This is a genomic window from Streptomyces sp. CBMA29 (assembly GCF_014596445.1).
Classification (GTDB): domain Bacteria; phylum Actinomycetota; class Actinomycetes; order Streptomycetales; family Streptomycetaceae; genus Actinacidiphila.
Map to the genome: position 1 here is coordinate 29,726 of NZ_MECL01000204.1, position 17,493 is coordinate 47,218.

Genomic DNA, 17,493 nt, shown 5'->3' on the forward strand with positions numbered 1-17,493 from the left:
CGAGTTCTTGCGGGCCTTGCGGGTCCTCGTGAGTCCTGATGGGTGCTTTGCTGCTCTTCGCGCGGCTTCGCGGTCAGGACGGAGCCGCGGCCAGCTTGCTGAGGGCTTCCAGCAACGGCGGCAGGGCGGCGCCGCGGCCGACCGGCAGCACCTCGCCGGGCGCGTCGTCCAGCAGCACGAAGGCGATGTCGTCGGTTCTGCCCACCAGGCTCCAGCCGGGTCCGTCCGCCCGCACCGCACCATATGCGGCCCGTACGCGGCCGGGCGGAGGCGGATTGCGTACGTACTCCTCCGCGCTTTCGAGGACGCGGCGGATGCCGGTGTGCGAGATGGAGGGCGGGGCGGCCGGGGGCCCGGCCGCGTCCTGGGGTTCGGATTCCGTCTCGGTGCCGACGGCTGTTCCGGCGTCGGTGCCCGTATCCGTGCCCGTGTCCGTATTCGTGTCCGTATCCGTGCTCGCGTCCGGCCACGCGTCTTTGGCCGTCACTTTGGCCGCTTCCTCGGCCGCTTCCGCCGGTACGTCGAGCTGGTCGCGCCACTCGAACCAGCGGACCGCGATCTCGTCGGCCCCGAGGCGCCGTTGCGGCGGACCCCAGACGGAGGTGTCGGGCGGGGAGAGCGGAGCACGGCCGCCCTCTTCGTCCGTAGGGTCGTGCGGGGCGGGGATGCCGGGTACGGCGACGGCGACCGGCAGCGGCCACCCAGGCAGCGAGGCGGCCAGGCTGTTCTCGTCGGGCGCCAGATCGTACTCGAGTCCGCAGTCCCAGGCCGCCAGCGCGCACGCCACCATGGCGGTGTCCGTCGTCGCCACGGTCCAGCGCGCCCCGCCGCCGTCCTGACCGAAGACCAGGCCGTAGCCGTCGGCCAGCGGTTCGAGCCCCAACTCGGCGCAAGCGGCCGGATAGTCGTCCCCCAGGACACCCGGGAACTGCCCCGGCGTCAGCATCGCGGCCGTCAGCACGAACAGCGCGTCGTCGTCCTCCGGGTTCTCGGCCGCGGTCATCCGTCGTTCCCTCTCGCCTCGCCCGCCGTCTCTCGTCCGCGCACCTTAACCAGCGAGTAACCTCCGCGTCGAGAGGTCGCGAAGGCCGGAAATCCGCTCGGGCGGTGCGACGCCGGACGGCCGATTTCCTTACGGTCCGCACCTCGTGATCGCCCGGCGTCGGCCCCGTCCCGGCCGCGCCGTCACTTCTTCGCGCCCGGTCCGGTCAACGTCGTACGCAGCCAGGCGAGTTCGGCGCGGCCGGTGGCGCGGGCGATGGTGAGCACGTCCTGCCGGAAGGGGGCGTCGACCTCCTGGGCGCGCAGCTGACGGTCGCCGTCGTAGGAGAAGCCGGCGGGCTGTTCGTGGAAGGCCGGCCTGCGGCGGAGGATGGCGGGCCTGCGCCGCGGGGCCAGGCGTGTGCTGCGGGGTCAGGCGTGCGTCGCGGGTCAGGCGTGTCGGACGGCCACCGCCAGATACCGCTCCGCGGAGTCGTCCAGCGATGCCAGCTCCCAGCCGGTCGCGGCCAGCAGGGGACGCAGCTGCGGCTCGGCGCGTACGTCGTCGGCTCGCAGCTCGTGCCCGCGGCGGGCTGCGAGGGCGGCGCGGCCGATCGGATGGAAGAGCGCCAACCTGCCGCCGGACCTGGTCACCCGGGCCAATTCGCGCAGGCCGGCCGCAGGGTCCGGCAGATGGTGCACGAGTCCGGCGGCGAGGACGGCGTCGAAAGCCGCGTCCCGCAACGGAAGCTCCTCGCCGGCCGCCTCGATCAGCGCTCCGTCCCGGTCCCGGCCGAGGGCGACGGCTTCCCGCAGCATCTCCGGAGTCAGGTCGACACCGACCACCGTGCCCGCCGCACCGACGACGGCCCGCATCAGCGGCAGCGCCCGCGCCGTACCGCAGCCCGCGTCCAGTGCCCTGCCGCCCGGCCGCAGCCCCAACTCGCCGACCGCCGCCGCGTAGACGGGAGTGTCGTCGGGGAACCGCTTCTCCCACCCCACGGCCTTCGCGGCGAAGAACTCCCTGACCTGTCGGCGCCCGCTCTCGAAACTGGCCATGCATCATGGTCGCATGATCACGTTCCGCTCCATCGGGCTCTTCCTGCTCGCCGCCGTCCTGGAGATCGGCGGCGCCTGGTTGATCTGGCAAGCGGTGCGCGAACACCGCGGCGTCGGCTGGGCGGGGGCCGGGATCGTCGCGCTCGGCCTTTACGGCTTCGTCGCCACGCTCCAGCCCAACGCCGAGTTCGGCCGGATCCTGGCGGCCTACGGAGGGGTCTTCGTGGCCGGATCTCTCCTGTGGGCGATGGCACTCGACGGCTACCGTCCCGACCGATTCGACATCGTCGGAGCGGTCATCTGCCTGGTCGGAGTGGGTGTCATCATGTACGCGCCACGCGGCGGCTGATTTCCGCCGGTCGCCTCCTTTCACGGCCCCGGCCGGGCGCCGCCCGTCCCGAGAGGGGGTTGCCGAAGCGGGCCCGGCAGGACAGGCTCGTACCGCAGCGGAGACGGGAGGCAGGCAATGACGGTGGGCAAACCGCTCGCATGGCTGCTCGACGACCTGACGAAGCGGGTGCCGCACGTGAAGCACGCGCTGGTGCTCTCCAACGACGGGTTGGTCACGGGCGCCAGCGGCGATCTCGACCGGCCGACCGCGGAACACCTGGCCGCCGTGTCCTCGGGCTTTCACAGCCTGGCCAAGGGTGCGGGGCGGCAGTTCGCCGTCGGCGGCGTGCGCCAGACGATGGTCGAGTTCGACGACGGCTTCCTCTTCGTCACCGCGGCGGGCGACGGCAGTTGCCTGTCCGTGCTCAGCGGCATGGAGGCCGATGTCGGCCAGGTCGCCTACGAGATGACGCTGCTCGTCCACCGCGTCGGCGAACACCTCGGCGTGGCTCCCAGGCAACCGGGCGCGGCACCTTCCTGAGCCGGGGCGTCCCGAAGTTATCCACAGGCTTCGAACGGGCTGTCGTCCGTACGCGATACATTCGTCACTGTCAGTGATCGAAGTTCGCGGGGGAGTGACGACAGTGAAGACGACGAAGACGACGAAGACGACGAAGCACACGAAGGCGGCGGCGGGGACGGCGACCGTCGAGACGAAGCAGGTGGCGTGGACGCCGGTCGGTGGGGCGGGGCAAGGGCCGGGAGGCGGCCGGGCGGCGCCGGAGACGGTGACGCTGAACCGGGCGCGGGAGGAGCTGGGCCTGGATTTCACGCTCTTCGAGCTGGCGCTCCAACTCGGCGAGATCCGCACGGTCTCGCGCGGGAGCGGCCAGTGGCGGGTGCCCGTGGACGAGGTGACCCGGCTGCGGGACGCGGAAGGCCATCCGCAGGCGCTGCTCGACCGGCTCCGACTGGTGACCAGCACCGAGGGCGCGGCGATGATCGGGATCAGCCGGGACCGCCTTGTGCGACTGGCGAGGCTCGGGCTGATCCGCCCGGTGCGCTGGTACGTCAACCGGTACCGGGCGCTGGTGTGGGTGTATCTCGGCCATGAGCTGAGGGAGTTCGCCGCCGCGAGCCCCGCGATGCTGAAGGGGCGGCTGCCCGCGGGACTGCGTGAGGCGCTGGACGCCGGGCAGGATCAGCGGGCCCTCGGCTGGCGGTCCCGCCGGGTCGCCCAGCTCGTAAGGGACTGCCATGACGCCTGGGACGAGGCCGCCGTCTGGGCCGCGCTGCTCGGTCCCGAGGTGACCGACGACGCCGTGCCCGCCCCCTTCGACCGGGCCCGACTGCGCGGAATCCGTGCGGCGCTGCCACCGGGCCGCCCAGGACCGCTCGCCTCACCCGAGCTGACGCGAAGCCTCACGACCGCCGACCATCCGGACGAGATCGCGCTGGCCCTGGTCGCCCTCGCGGACGCGCTGGGCCGCGCTCGGACCGAACAGCCCGCACCGCACCCGGCCTTCGCCCCGGCGGACCGTCTGCCGCTCGCGCTCGCGCTCACGGAGCGGGTGCCGCAGCCGCCTGAGCGACTTCCAGAACCGGGCCCGGTTCCAGGCCCGAAACCTGATCCGAGCCCGACCGCGATCCCGGGACTGGGCGCGATCCTGGACTTGGGCGCGCGTCCGAATTTTGGGCCGATTTCTGGGCCGGAGCCGGAGCCGGAGCCGGAGCCGATGTCGAGGCCGGTGCCGGGTGAGCCGGCCGGGCCGCACTCGGCGGAGAGGCCCGCGCCCGTGCGCCCCCGGCACGCGGCGCCGCACCGAAAGCGGGGCACCGCCCGGCCGCCGGGCAGGCCGGTGGGTGAGGGCAGGCGGCCCCGGCGCGGGCTGTTGGGGCTGCTGCGCGGACGCAGGTCAGCCGCCGATCTTGCGGAACAGCCCTTCCTGCATCACCGATACCAGCAGACGCCCCCGCCGGTCGAAGATCTGTCCCCGCGCCAGACCGCGGGCACCGGTCGCGACGGGTGACTCCTGCTGGTACAGGAACCACTCGTCGGCGCGGAACGGCCGGTGGAACCACATGGCGTGGTCGAGGGACGCCATGTCGAAGCCCCGCGGTCCCCACAGCGGTTCGATCGGCACACGTACGGCGTCCAGCAGCATCATGTCGCTGGCGTAGGTGAGGGCGCAGGTGTGCACGAGCGGGTCGTCACCGAGCTGTCCGACCGCGCGCATCCACACCGCGCTGCGCGGCTCGGCGCCCTCGATCTCCTCGGGCGTCCAGCGCAGCCGCTCCACATAGCGGATCTCGAAGGGCTGGCGGCGGGTCATCCGCTCCAGCGCCTCGGGCAGCACGTCCAGATGCGAACGCAGTTCTTCGCCGAGTCCCGGCAGGTCGTCGGGCTCGGGCACGTCGGGCATCGGCAGTTGGTGCTCGAATCCCGGTTCCGGCTGATGGAAGGAGGCGGTCAGGTTGAAGATCGTCCGGCCCTGTTGGATCGCCACCACCCGCCGGGTGGTGAAGGAACGGCCGTCACGGACCCGTTCGACCTGGTACACGATGGGCACTCCGGGCCGGCCCGGCCGCAGGAAGTACGCGTGCAGCGAGTGCACCGGCCGCCCGCCGTCGGTGGTGCGGCCCGCGGCGACCAGCGCCTGCCCGGCGACCTGGCCGCCGAAAACCCGCTGCAACCGCTCCTGCGGACTCTGCCCGCGGAAGATGTCCTGTTCGATCCGCTCCAGGTCGAGCAGATCCACCAGCCTCTCGGCCGGGTTCGTCATCGCGTCCTCTTCGTCGTGCACCGGATCACAGCTCGCCGACGTCGGTCAGCCGGATCACCGCGCGGCCCTCTTCGTCGGAGGCCGCGAGGTCGACCTCGGCGGAGATCCCCCAGCCGTGGTCACCATTGGGGTCGGCGAAGGTCTGCCGGACCCGCCACAAGCCGTGCTCCGGCTGCTCCTCGATCTGCAACAGCTTCGGGCCGCGAGCGTCGGGACCGGTGCCGAGGTCGTCGTACTCGTCCCAGTACGCGTCCATCGCCTCCGCCCAGGCGTCGGCGTCCCACCCGGCCTCGGCGTCCAACTCGCCGAGCTGGTGGTACTTCTCCAGCGCCGCCAGCTCGACCCGGCGGAACATCGCGTTGCGCACCAGCACCCGGAAGGCGCGGGAGTTGGCGGTGACCGGCTTGACCTGGTCGGCCCGCTCCGCCGCCTGCTCGGCCGTCTCCACCTCCGGATTGGCGAGCTGCTCCCACTCGTCCAGCAGGCTGGAGTCGACCTGGCGCACCAACTCGCCAAGCCACGCCGTCAGATCCTGGAAGTCCTCCGACTTCAGGTCGTCGGGCACCGTGTGCTCCAGCGCCTTGTACGCGCCGGCCAGGTAGCGCAGCACGATGCCCTCGGTGCGGGCCAGCTCGTAGTAGGAGGTGAACTCGCCGAAGGTCATGGCGCGTTCGTACATGTCACGGACGATGGACTTGGGCGACAGCGGGTGGTCGCCCACCCACGGGTGGCTCTGGCGGTAGATGCCATAGGCGTGCGACAGCAGCTCTTCGAGAGGCTTGGGATAGGAGACGTCCTGAAGACGCTCCATCCGCTCCTCGTACTCGACACCGTCCATCTTCATCTCGGCGACGGCTTCGCCACGGGCCTTGTTCTGCTGGGCTGCCAGGATCTGCCGCGGGTCGTCGAGGGTGGACTCCACCACCGAGACCATGTCCAGGGCGTAGGACGGGGAGTCCTTGTCGAGCAGTTCGAAGGAGGCCAGGGCGAAGGTCGACAGCGGCTGGTTGAGCGCGAAGTCCTGCTGGAGTTCGACGGTCAGCCGGATGATGCGGCCCTCCGCGTCAGGCTCGGGGAGGCGTTCGACCACCCCGCCGTCGACCAGCGAGCGGTAGATGGCGATGGCCCGGCGGATGTGCCGCAACTGGTGGCGGCGGTCCTCGTGGTTGTCCTCCAGGAGGTGCCGCATCGCGTCGAAGGCGTTGCCGGGCCGGGCGATCACCGACAGCAGCATGGTGTGGGTGACGCGGAAGCGGGAGGTCAGCGGCTCCGGCTCGGCGGCGATCAGCTTCTCGAAGGTGAGATCCGACCAGTTGACGAAGCCCTCGGGCGGCTTCTTGCGGACCACCTTGCGGATCTTCTTCGGGTCGTCCCCGGCCTTGGCGAGCGCCTTCTTGTTCTCGATGACGTGCTCGGGCGCCTGTGCCACCACGAACCCGGCGGTGTCGAAACCGGCCCGCCCGGCGCGCCCCGCGATCTGGTGGAATTCCCGCGCCCGCAGCGTGCGCACCCGCGTGCCGTCGTATTTGGTGAGCGCGGTGAACAGCACGGTGCGAATCGGCACGTTGACGCCGACCCCGAGGGTGTCGGTGCCGCAGATGACCTTCAGCAAGCCCGCCTGGGCGAGCTTCTCCACCAGCCGCCGGTACTTGGGCAGCATCCCCGCGTGGTGGACACCGATGCCGTGCTTGGCGAAGCGCGCGAGGTTGCGGCCGAAGGTCGTGGTGAAGCGGAAGTGGCCGATCAGATCGGAGATGGCGTCCTTCTCGGCCTTCGTGCACATGTTGATGCTCATCAGCGCCTGGGCCCGCTCGACGGCCGCCGCCTGCGTGAAGTGCACGATGTAGACCGGGGACTGCCGGGTCTCCAGCAGTTCGGTCAGCGTCTCCGTCAAAGGCGTCGTCACATACTCGTACGACAGCGGCACCGGCCGGGTCGCCGAGCGCACGACCGCCGTGGGGCGGCCGGTGCGGAGGGTCAGGTCCTCCTCGAAGCGGGAGACGTCACCCAGCGTCGCCGACATCAGCAGGAACTGCGCCTGGGGCAGTTCGAGGATCGGGATCTGCCAGGCCCAGCCGCGGTCCGGCTCCGCGTAGAAGTGGAATTCGTCCATCACGACCTGGCCGACGTCGGCGCTCTTGCCGTCGCGCAGTGCGATGGAGGCGAGGACCTCGGCGGTACAGCAGATCACCGGCGCGTCCGGGTTGACCGAGGCGTCGCCGGTCAGCATCCCGACGTTCTCGGTGCCGAACAGCTTGCACAGGTCGAAGAACTTCTCCGACACCAGCGCCTTGATCGGCGCGGTGTAGAAGGTGACCTCGTCCCGGGCCAGCGCGGCGAAGTGCGCACCTGCCGCGACCAGGCTCTTTCCCGACCCGGTGGGGGTGGAAAGGATCACGTTCGCACCCGAGACCACCTCGATGAGCGCCTCCTCCTGTGCCGGATAGAGAGTGATCCCCTGACCCTCGGCCCACGTCGAAAACGCTTCGAAGAGGGCATCGGGGTCCGGGGCGGGAGGCATCTGATCGATAAGGGTCACCCCACCATCTTGCCTGTACCGGCGGCACGCGGCGGAACCGGAGCGGGCCGCGGTGATCATCAACGATATGGTGTGCCGTCAACGATGCGTCAACTCCGCCTGCGGGCGGCCTTGTAGGGGGCTGAGCACCACCATGATGGGACCTGCGCACTCACTCTCGGGAGCGGCGGCCTGGCTGGCCGTCGGAGCGGTCGCGGCGGGTGTGGATCATGCCATGCCCTGGCCCACGCTCGTCGTCGGTGCGCTGATCTGTGCGGGTGCCGCCCTCGCCCCCGACCTGGACCATCAGGCCGCGACGATCTCGCGCGCGTTCGGCCCGATCTCCCGCGTGCTGTGCAAGATCATCGAGCATCTGGCGCACGCCGTCTACAAGGCGACCCGGATGCAGGGCGACCCGCGACGGGCGGGCGGCCACCGCACCCTCACCCACACCTGGCTCTGGGCGGTCCTGATCGGCGGCGGCTTCTCGGCCGCCGCGGTCTACGGCGGCCACTGGGCGGTGTTGGTCATCTTGTTCATACACATGGTGCTCGCCGTCGAGGGACTGCTGTGGCGGCAGGCCCGGATGTCCAGCGACGTGCTGGTGTGGCTGCTCGGCGCGACCAGCGCCTGGGTGCTCGCCGACGTGCTCGACAATCCGGGCAACGGCAAGGACTGGCTGTTCACCGACCCCGGCCAGCACTACCTGTGGATCGGGCTGCCCATCGTGCTCGGCTCGCTCGTGCACTGCGTCGGTGACGCGCTGACCGTCTCCGGCTGCCCGATCCTGTGGCCGATCCCGATCGGCCGCCGCCGCTGGTACCCGATGGGACCCCCGAAGTTCATGCGCTTCCGAGCCGGGAGCTGGGTGGAGCTGAAGGTGCTCACCCCGGTCTTCTTCCTGGCGGGCGGCGGCTGCGCGCTCGGCGCGCTGGGCGTCTTCGGCTGACGCGGGACCCCGCGCACGCGAGCGGGGCCCGGCGGCAGTGCCGCCGGGCCCCGTGCCACGTCACCTGGGTCAGCTGTGCCAGGACCGCCACAGCGCCGCGTAGGCGCCGTCGGCGTCCACCAACTGGTGGTGGCTGCCCAGCTCGCTGATCCGGCCGTCCTCGACCACCGCGATCACATCCGCGTCGTGCGCGGTGTGCAGCCGGTGGGCGATGGCGATCACGGTACGGCCGTCCAGCACCCGGGACAGCGAGCGTTCCAGATGGCGGGCGGCCCGTGGGTCGAGCAGCGAGGTCGCCTCGTCCAGCACCAGGGTGTGCGGGTCGGCCAGCACCAGCCGGGCCAGCGCGAGCTGCTGCGCCTGCGCCGGGGTGAGCACGGCGCCGCCCGAGCCCACCTCCGCGTCGAGACCGTCCGCCAGATTGCGGCCCCAGTCCTCGGCGTCCACCGCGCGCAGCGCCGCCCACAGCTCGTCGTCGGTGGCACCGGTCCGCGCCAGCCGCAGATTGTCGCGGAGCGTGCCGACGAAGACGTGGTGCTCCTGGTTGACCAGCGCCACATGCTCGCGCACCCGCTCGGCGGGCATCCGGGCCAGCTGGGCGCCGCCCAGCGTGACCTCGCCCGCACGCGGGGCGTAGATCCCCGCCAGCAGCCGCCCGAGCGTGGACTTGCCCGCGCCTGACGGGCCGACCAGCGCCACCCGGGTGCCGGGCGGCACCGTCAGGCTCACGCCGTGCAGCACGTCGCTGCCCGCCCGGTAGCCGAACCGCACCTGGTCGGCGGCCATCTCGCGGCCGTCGGGCGAGACCGTGTGGTCGGGCTTGTCCTCGGCCACCTCGCGCACCCCGACCAGCCGGGCCAGCGACACCTGGGCGATCTGCAACTCGTCGTACCAGCGCAGGATCATGTTCACCGGGTCGACGAGCATCTGCGCGTACAGCGCGCCCGTGGTCAGCTCGCCGACCGTCATCCAGCCGTTGAGGGCGAAGGTGCCGCCGATCATCAGCACCGCGACCACGATCAGCGCGTGCGTCATGTTGATCACCGGGAACAGCACACTGCGCAGCCACATCGTGTAGCGCTCCCATGCCACCCACTGCCCGATCCGCTGCCGCGACAGCTTCTCGCGCCGGTCGCCGAGACCGTGCGCCTCGATGGTGCGGCCGGCGTCCACGGACTCCGCCAGCGCCGCCGCCACCGCCGCGTATCCCGCCGCCTCCGAGCGGTAGGCCCGCGGTGCGCGCCGGAAGTACCAGCGGCAGCCGACCAGCAGCAACGGCAGCGCGACCAGCACCGACAGCGCGAGCGGCGGCGAGGTCACCGTCAGCGCGCCGAGCAGCAGCCCGGCCCAGACCACGGCGATGGCCAGTTCGGGCACCGCCTCGCGCATCGCGTTCGACAGCCGGTCGATGTCCGTCGTGATCCGCGACAGCAGATCGCCCGTGCCCGCCCGCTCCAGCACACCCGGCGGCAGCGACACCGACCGTACGAGGAAGTCCTCGCGCAGATCGGCCAGCATCTCCTCACCGAGGATCGCGCCGCGCAGCCGTACCAGCCGGACGAAGTACGCCTGCACCACGAGGGCGGCCAGGAACAGGCTGACAGCCCGCCCGAGATGGATGTCCCGGTCGCCCTTCGACAGGTCCTCGACCAGACCGCCGAGCAGGTAGGGCCCCACCATCGAGGCCAGTACCGACACGGTGTTGACGGTCACCAGCAGGGCGAAGGCACCGCGATGCCGTTTCGCCAGTTCGCGCACGTAGCCGCGCACGGTCGCGGGGGAGCCCACCGGCAGCGTGGCGCTCTGCTGCGGCGCGGCCGGGTCGTACTCCGGCGGTCGCAGGCCGATCATGCGGATTCCTCCATCGATGCGTGGGGTACGGCCCCGGAGCCCGCGACGGACGCGGTGACGGGGCTGTGGACGGGATCGCGGTCGTCGGACGGCTCGCTCTCGCGGGTCACCACCGCCCGGTAGCGCGGGTCGGTGCGCAGCAGTTCGTGGTGGTCGCCGACCGACGTCGCCGTGCCCTCGTCCACGAAGACCACCAGGTCGGCGCGGTCCAGGACGAGCGGGCTCGACGTGAGCACCACCGTCGTGCGACCCGCGCGCAGTTCCTTCAGGCCGCGCGCGATCCTGGCCTCGGTGTGCGCGTCGACCGCCGAGGTCGGTTCGTCGAGCACCAGCACCTCGGGGTCGGCGATCAGCGACCTGGCCAGTGCCAGGCGCTGCCGTTGGCCGCCGGACAGCGACCGGCCGCGCTCGGTGATCCGCGCCGACATCGGGTCGCCCGCCACCCCCGCGGGGTCGGCGGCGGACTGCGCGAGCGCGTCCAGCACGTCCGCGCACTGCGCGGCGGTGAGCGCCTGCTCGGCCGTGACCCGGCCGGAGGACGGCACACCCAGCAGTTCGGTCAGCGTTCCCGACAGCAGCACCGGGTCCTTGTCCTGGACGAGCACGGCAGCGCGGGCCGCCGCGAGCGGCAGCGCGTCCAGCGCCTGCCCGCCCAGCAGCGCCGACGCCTCGCCCTCGGCTCGGACCGGGCTGTGCCCGCCGAGCCGGTCGGCCAGTACGCCCGCCGCGTCCGGGTCGCCGCACACCACGGCGGTCAGCAGCCCGGCCGGGGCGCGGAGCCCCGACTCCGGGTCGTACATCTCCCCGGCCAGCGCGCCCGCCTCCTCGGGAGCGACGCTCCCCTCGGAGAAGACGGCCGCGCCCCCGGCGGTCTCACGCGTCAGCGCCAGTACGCGCGCCGCCCGCTTCGCCGAGGGCCGCGAGAACGACCAGGCCATGGCGATCTCCTCGAAATTCCGCAGCGGGAACATCAAGAAGGCCACCGAGCCGTAGACCGTCACCAGCGCGCCGACCGAGATCCGGCCGTCCGTCGCCAGCCGGGCGCCGTCCCAGGCGACGGCCACCAGCAGCAGCCCCGGCAGCACCACCTGGACGGCACTGATCGCTGCCCACATCCGGGCGCTGTGCACCGCGGCGGTCCTGACCTGCTGGGACGCGCGACGGTAGCGGTCGAGGAACAGCTCCTCGCCGCCGATGCCGCGCAGCACCCGCAGTCCGGCGACGGTGTCGGAGGCCAGTTCCGTGGCCTTGCCCGCCTTCTCCCGCTGGAGGTCGGCCCGCTTGGTGGCGGCGGGAAGCAGCGGCAGTACGGCCAGCGCCAGCACCGGTACGGACGCGGCCACGATCACGCCGAGCGCGGGCTCGTAGAGGACCAGCGCGACGGCCACGCCGACCGTGGCGACCAGGGCGGAGGTGAAGCGCGCCAGCGCCTCGACGAACCACCCGATCTTCTCCACGTCTCCGGTGCTGACCGCGACGACCTCGCCCGCCGCGACCCGGCGGGTGAGCACCGAGCCCAGCTCGACCGTCTTACCGGCGAGCAGCTGCTGGACCCGCGCCGCGACGCTGATCCAGTTCGTGACGGCCGTACGGTGCAGCATCGTGTCGCCGAGCGCGGTGAGCACGCCGAGCAGCAGCATCAGCCCGCCCGACAGCGCCAGCCGCGACCCCGAGCGGTCCACGACCGACTGCACGGCCATTCCGACGGCCGCGGGGAACGACGCGACGGCCGCCATGTGCAGGATGCCCCACGCGGTGGCGGCTGCCAGGCCCTTCCCCTCGCGGAGCGACAGCCAGAGCAGGAAGCGGAATCCCGTCCGGGCGTCGGGGACGCCCGGATCGGACAGGGGGAGCTTGCGGAGGGACGGCATGGTGTCCTGAGTTCGGTGCGAGTGTGAGCGAGTGTCGGCGGGCAGCCGCGTACCTGACGGCTTCGCCCGTGCGGACATCCCGCCGGAATCCGGTCGGAGAGGAGCAAGGCTCGTCTTGCGGCCCGTACCGGGTCAACAGGTTTTCCTGTGAGCGACGGGATCGAGCCGCGGCCCGCGGGGGAGTGTTCCGGCAACAACTTGCAGCAAAACAGCGAAAGTTCTTCCGCCGACGTCTTGACGTGTACGCACACACGGCGGGAAGCTCCTGGGCGGAACCCGAGGGCCCCGAGGACAACGAGGCCCGCACCCCCCACCCGGCGGCCAGGCGCGTGGCTGCCTTCGAGGGCAGAACCCTGCCCGTTCACCGAAGGAGCCGCCCATGAGATCCCGTGTCCTGAACGGCGCGCTGGCCGCGATCGTCGCCGCCGCCGGTCTGTTCGCCCTCTCCCCGCAACAGGCGGACGCCACGCCGCCCGGCAGCAAGGACGTCACCGCGACGCTCTTCCAGTGGAAGTTCGACTCCGTGGCGAAGGCATGCACGGACACCCTCGGCCCCGCGGGCTACGGCTTCGTCGAGGTCTCCCCGGCCTCCGAGCAGATCCAGGGCGACCAGTGGTGGACCTCGTACCAGCCGGTCAGCTACAAGATCGCCGGGCGGCTCGGCAACGAGAGCTCGTTCCAGAACATGGTCAGCACCTGCCACAGCGCGGGCGTCAAGGTCGTCGCCGACGCGGTGATCAACCACATGACGTCGGGCTCCGGCACCGGCACGGGCGGTACGACGTACAGCAAGTACAACTACCCGGGCTACTACCAGAACCAGGACTTCCACACCTGCCGCAGTGACATCAACAACTACGGCGACCGCAACAACGTCCAGAACTGCGAGCTGGTCGGCCTCGCCGACCTCGACACCGGCAGCGACTACGTGCGCGGCACCATCGCCGCCTACCTCAACCACCTGATCGCGCTGGGCGTCGACGGCTTCCGGGTGGACGCCGCCAAGCACATGGCCGAGACCGACCTGGCCGCCATCAAGGCCAAGCTCAGCAACCCGGGCATCTACTGGGCCCAGGAGGCCATCTACGGCGCGGGCGAGGCCGTACAGCCGGGCGAGTACGTCAACACCGGTGACGTGGACGCCTTCCAGGGCGCCTTCGACCTCAAGCGCATCTTCACCGGCGACAAGCTGGCGTCCCTGAGCAACTGGGGCGCGTCCTGGGGCGCGGGCTACCTGTCGAGCGACAAGGCCCGCACCTTCGTGGACAACTGGGACACCGAGCGCAACGGCTCGACCCTCAGCTACAAGAACGGCGCCACGTACACCCTCGCCAACGTCTACCTGCTGGCCTGGCCGTACGGCTCGCCCAACGTCTACTCCGGTTACGAGTTCTCCAACAACGACGCCGGTGCGCCCAACGGCGGCACCGTCAACGCCTGCTACAGCGACGGCTGGAAGTGCCAGCACGCCTGGCCGCAGATCGCCAACATGGTCGGCTTCCGCAACGCGGTCTCCGGCACCGCCGTCACCAACTGGTGGTCCAACGGCAACAACGCCATCGCCTTCGGCCGGGGCGGCAAGGGCTATGTGGCGATCAACCACGAGGGCGGCTCGCTCACCCAGACCTTCACCACCTCACTGCCCGCCGGCTCCTACTGCGACGTGCAGCACAGCGGCACCAGCTACACCGTCGGCTCCGACGGCAAGTTCACCGCCACCATCGGCTCCAACGACGCGGTCGCGCTGTACGTCGGCGCGCCCTGCGGCAGCGGCACCACGAACGGCGGCACCACGGGCGGCAGCACCGGAGGCAGCACCAACCCGTCGTCCGCCGCGTCCTTCGCGGTGAACGCCACCACGGTCTTCGGCCAGAACATCTACGTCGTCGGCGACAACTCCACCCTCGGCAACTGGAACACCGGCAGCGCCCTGCCGCTGTCGTCGGCGAGCTACCCGGTCTGGAAGCTCGACGTGGCGATGCCCGCGGGCACCTCGTTCCAGTACAAGTACATACGGAAGGACGGAAGCGGCAACGTGACGTGGGAATCCGGCGCCAACCGGACGGCGACGGTCCCGTCGAGCGGGGCGGTCACACTCAACGACACCTGGCGTAATTGATCTGATCATCGACCGATTACCCCTCTGTGGTGAGGACCGGCACACTGTGGTGTTCCAATTCCTGACTACAGAGGGGACCCCCCACCCATGAGAGGCTTCCGGACGTTTCTGCTCCGTGGCAACGTCGTCGACCTCGCGGTCGGCATCGTCATCGGCGCGGCCTTCACCGCGCTGGTGACCGCCTTCGTCAAGGCGTTCCTGACGCCGCTCATCGGCCTGGCCTCCGGCGCGACGGGCAGCTTCACCTCGCAGAAGTTCACGGTCTCCAGCGTGACGTTCCCCTACGGCGCCTTCATCGACGCGGTGATCAGCTTCGTGATCGTCGCCGCGGTGATCTACTTCCTGGTGGTCCTGCCGATGAACCGCATGCAGGAGAAGTTCTTCCCGAAGGCGGCGGCGGCCCCGGTCCGCGAATGCCCCGAGTGCCTGACCGCGATACCGACCGCCGCCCGCCGGTGCAGCGCCTGCACCGCCGAGGTCGGGCCGCAGATCGGCGGCCAGACCGCCCCGGTCGACCTGGCCGAGTGAGCCCGGAGGCGCCGCTCAGCGCGACGGCCGGTGGCCGCCGCCGTGCGGCGCCTCCTCGTCGAGTACGGCCAGCAGCGCGGTGAGCGCCGCGCGCTGGCCGTCGTCGAGCGGGGCCAGCAGTTCGGCGGCGGCCGTGCGGCGGGCCCCGCGCAGCTCCAGCAGCGCGGCGCCGCCCGCCTCGGTCAGTTCGATCCTGATCACCCGGCGGTTGCTCGGATCGGGCACCCGCCGTACCAGCTCAAGCCCCTCCAGCGCGTCCACCAGGGTCGTCACGGCCCGCGGCACGACCTCGAGGCGCTGGGCGAGATCGGCCATCCGCGGCGGCTCGTCGCAGTGCGCGAGGGTGCGCAGCAGTCGCGCCTGGGCCGGTGTGATCCCCAGCGGCTCCATGAGATGACGCTGGGACTTGTGCAGGCGGCGGCTCAGCCGGATGAGCTGGTCGGCGAGCCGCCCGGTGATCTCGTCCGGCGCGGTCGTGGCGGGGCCGGCGGTCACCGGGCCCGACGGCACGGCTGTCGTGCGGGATTCCATGTGACGAGCGTATCAGGACCATGTCCATTGTGAACATAGGTAACAATGACCTATACTCCCGATGTCAGCATCTGCCTGAACTCTCAAGGAGTCCTTTGCGCCCCGATCACGAACGAGAACTCGCCTCCCGGTGGACCCCACCGAAGAAGAAATCCGACACCAAATCCGACACCCCTGTTGATGTGCGCCGCATCCTGCGGCTCTTCCGTCCCTACCGTGGCCGCCTCGCCGTCGTCGGCGCCCTGGTCGGCCTCTCCTCCCTCGTCTCGGTCGCCTCGCCGTTCCTGCTGCGGGCGATCCTCGACACCGCGATCCCGCAGGGCCGCACCGGCCTGCTGAGCCTGCTCGCCCTCGGCATGATCGCCACCGCCGTCGCCACCGGCGTCTTCGGCGTCCTCCAGACCCTGATCTCCACCACCGTCGGCCAGCGCGTCATGCACGACCTGCGCACCGCCGTCTACGAACGCCTCCAGCGCATGTCGCTGGCCTTCTTCACCCGCACCCGCACGGGTGAGGTGCAGTCCAGGATCGCCAACGACATCGGCGGCATGCAGGCCACCGTCACCTCCACCGCGACCTCCCTGGTCTCCAACCTCACGGCGGTCATCGCCTCCGTCATCGCGATGCTCGCCCTCGACTGGCGGCTGACCGTCGTCTCACTGCTGCTGCTCCCGCTCTTCGTCTGGATCGCCCGCCGGGTCGGCCGCGAACGCAAGCGGATCGCCACCGACCGGCAGCGGCAGATGGCCTCGATGTCCGCGATCGTCACCGAGTCGCTGTCCGTCAGCGGCATCCTGCTCGGCCGCACCATGGGCCGCTCCGACTCCCTGACCCGCGACTTCTCGACCGAGTCCGAGCGCCTGGTCGACCTCGAAGTGCGCTCCAGCATGTCCGGCCGCTGGCGGATGTCCACCATCGGCATCGTCATGTCGGCGATGCCCGCACTGCTCTACTGGGCCGCCGGCCTGACCATGTCGAACGGCGCGCCCGCCGTCTCCATCGGCACCCTCGTCGCCTTCGTCTCGCTCCAGCAGGGCCTCTTCCGCCCGTCCGTGTCACTGCTGTCCACCGGCGTGGACGTCCAGACCTCGCTCGCGCTCTTCCAGCGCATCTTCGAATACCTCGACCTGCCCGTCGACATCACCGAGCGCCCCGACGCCCGGACCCTGGACCGCGTTCGCGGCGACGTCCGCTTCGAGCACGTCGACTTCGCCTACGACCCCGAGTCCGGCGCGCCGACCCTGCGCGACATCGACATCACCGTCCCCGCGGGCAGCAGCCTCGCCGTCGTCGGCGCCACCGGCTCCGGCAAGAGCACCCTGAGCTACCTGGTGCCCCGGCTGTACGACGTGACCGACGGCAAGGTGACGCTCGACGGCACCGACGTACGCGACCTCACCTTCGACACCCTCGCCGACGCGGTGGGCGTCGTCTCCCAGGAGACGTACCTCTTCCACGCCTCGGTCGCCGAGAACCTGCGCTTCGCCAAGCCCGAGGCCACCGACGACGAGATCCGCGCCGCCGCGAAGGCCGCCCAGATCCACGACCACATCTCGGGACTTCCCGACGGCTACGACACCCTCGTCGGCGAACGCGGCTACCGCTTCTCCGGCGGCGAGAAGCAGCGCCTGGCCATCGCCCGCACCATTCTCCGCGACCCGCCCGTCCTCATCCTGGACGAGGCCACCAGCGCGCTCGACACCCGGACCGAACACGACGTCCAGGAAGCGATCGACTCGCTGTCCGCGGGACGCACCACCATTACGATCGCCCACCGGCTGTCCACCGTGCGCGACGCCGACCAGATCGTGGTCCTCGACGCGGGCCGCATCATGGAGCGCGGCACACACGACGAACTGCTCGCCCAGGACGGCCGCTACGCCGCGCTCGTACGGCGCGACTCGCAGCTCGCCACCACCGCCTCGTAACGCAGGAGGGGCTGCCACCCCGACCTTACTCATGGGTAAGGTGAG

The 17,493-nt window shown here is 71.1% G+C and carries 14 protein-coding genes and 1 pseudogene; 7 read left to right on the forward strand and 8 right to left on the reverse strand.

Going from position 1 to position 17,493, the window contains the following annotated elements:
- Window positions 1-73 precede the first annotated feature (73 nt).
- The 3 genes and pseudogenes from BGM09_RS27300 to BGM09_RS27305 all read right to left on the reverse strand — a co-directional run bounded on the left by BGM09_RS27300 (window position 74) and on the right by BGM09_RS27305 (window position 2,040).
- On the reverse strand, window positions 74-1,003 hold the full coding sequence (locus BGM09_RS27300; RefSeq protein WP_188284365.1) for a hypothetical protein: 930 nt from the start codon (window positions 1,001-1,003) through the stop codon (window positions 74-76).
- 182 nt (window positions 1,004-1,185) lie between these two features.
- Window positions 1,186-1,377, reverse strand: a pseudogene (locus BGM09_RS38040) (PadR family transcriptional regulator); the annotation flags it as partial.
- Window positions 1,378-1,431: 54 nt separating this feature from the next.
- Window positions 1,432-2,040 (reverse strand): class I SAM-dependent methyltransferase, encoded by a 609-nt coding sequence (locus BGM09_RS27305; RefSeq protein WP_188284366.1) that lies wholly within the window; start codon window positions 2,038-2,040, stop codon window positions 1,432-1,434.
- Window positions 2,041-2,053: 13 nt separating this feature from the next.
- On the opposite strand from BGM09_RS27305, the gene BGM09_RS27310 reads away from it, so the two are divergent.
- The 3 genes from BGM09_RS27310 (at window position 2,054) to BGM09_RS27320 (ending at window position 4,400) form a co-directional block, all read left to right on the forward strand.
- Window positions 2,054-2,389 carry a YnfA family protein gene (locus BGM09_RS27310; RefSeq protein ID WP_188284367.1) on the forward strand — a complete coding sequence of 112 codons (336 nt, stop codon included), beginning with the start codon at window positions 2,054-2,056 and terminating at the stop codon, window positions 2,387-2,389.
- A 117-nt stretch (window positions 2,390-2,506) separates the two neighbouring features.
- Window positions 2,507-2,911, forward strand: a complete 405-nt coding sequence (locus BGM09_RS27315) for a roadblock/LC7 domain-containing protein (RefSeq protein ID WP_188284368.1) — start codon at window positions 2,507-2,509, stop codon at window positions 2,909-2,911.
- A 103-nt stretch (window positions 2,912-3,014) separates the two neighbouring features.
- Window positions 3,015-4,400, forward strand: coding sequence for a DUF6397 family protein (locus tag BGM09_RS27320; protein ID WP_188284369.1), 1,386 nt, complete (start codon window positions 3,015-3,017; stop codon window positions 4,398-4,400).
- Here the strand turns inward: BGM09_RS27320 and BGM09_RS27325 are convergent.
- Both BGM09_RS27325 and BGM09_RS27330 read right to left on the reverse strand, forming a co-directional pair.
- The gene (locus tag BGM09_RS27325) at window positions 4,287-5,153 is read right to left on the reverse strand and encodes an acyl-CoA thioesterase (protein ID WP_188284402.1); all 867 of its coding nucleotides are present in this window, start codon (window positions 5,151-5,153) and stop codon (window positions 4,287-4,289) included. The two genes, BGM09_RS27320 and BGM09_RS27325, sit on opposite strands and share 114 nt — an antisense overlap.
- Window positions 5,154-5,178: 25 nt before the next feature.
- A complete protein-coding gene (locus BGM09_RS27330) occupies window positions 5,179-7,692 on the reverse strand; it encodes a DEAD/DEAH box helicase (protein ID WP_188284370.1) in 2,514 nt (837 codons plus the stop codon).
- Between the two features lie 133 nt (window positions 7,693-7,825).
- Between BGM09_RS27330 and BGM09_RS27335 the strand changes: the two genes are divergently transcribed.
- On the forward strand, window positions 7,826-8,620 hold the full coding sequence (locus BGM09_RS27335) for a metal-dependent hydrolase (RefSeq protein ID WP_188284371.1): 795 nt from the start codon (window positions 7,826-7,828) through the stop codon (window positions 8,618-8,620).
- A 69-nt stretch (window positions 8,621-8,689) separates the two neighbouring features.
- On the opposite strand, the gene BGM09_RS27340 is transcribed toward BGM09_RS27335, so the two are convergent.
- A complete protein-coding gene (locus BGM09_RS27340; RefSeq protein ID WP_188284372.1) occupies window positions 8,690-10,471 on the reverse strand; it encodes an ABC transporter ATP-binding protein in 1,782 nt (593 codons plus the stop codon).
- The gene (locus BGM09_RS27345) at window positions 10,468-12,342 is read right to left on the reverse strand and encodes an ABC transporter transmembrane domain-containing protein (RefSeq protein WP_188284373.1); all 1,875 of its coding nucleotides are present in this window, start codon (window positions 12,340-12,342) and stop codon (window positions 10,468-10,470) included. Before BGM09_RS27345 ends, BGM09_RS27340 begins: the two co-directional genes overlap by 4 nt.
- A gap of 379 nt (window positions 12,343-12,721) precedes the next feature.
- Between BGM09_RS27345 and BGM09_RS27350 the strand changes: the two genes are divergently transcribed.
- Both BGM09_RS27350 and mscL read left to right on the forward strand, forming a co-directional pair.
- Entirely contained in the window at window positions 12,722-14,461 is a 1,740-nt protein-coding gene (locus tag BGM09_RS27350) for a carbohydrate-binding module family 20 domain-containing protein (protein WP_188284374.1), read from the forward strand.
- 87 nt (window positions 14,462-14,548) lie between these two features.
- Window positions 14,549-14,989 carry a large conductance mechanosensitive channel protein MscL gene (gene mscL / locus BGM09_RS27355; RefSeq protein ID WP_188284375.1) on the forward strand — a complete coding sequence of 147 codons (441 nt, stop codon included), beginning with the start codon at window positions 14,549-14,551 and terminating at the stop codon, window positions 14,987-14,989.
- Between the two features lie 15 nt (window positions 14,990-15,004).
- Here the strand turns inward: mscL and BGM09_RS27360 are convergent, their stop codons facing one another.
- Entirely contained in the window at window positions 15,005-15,520 is a 516-nt protein-coding gene (locus tag BGM09_RS27360; RefSeq protein WP_188284376.1) for a MarR family winged helix-turn-helix transcriptional regulator, read from the reverse strand.
- Between the two features lie 95 nt (window positions 15,521-15,615).
- On the opposite strand from BGM09_RS27360, the gene BGM09_RS27365 reads away from it, so the two are divergent.
- A complete protein-coding gene (locus tag BGM09_RS27365) occupies window positions 15,616-17,448 on the forward strand; it encodes an ABC transporter ATP-binding protein (protein ID WP_223187675.1) in 1,833 nt (610 codons plus the stop codon).
- Window positions 17,449-17,493: the final 45 nt, after the last annotated feature.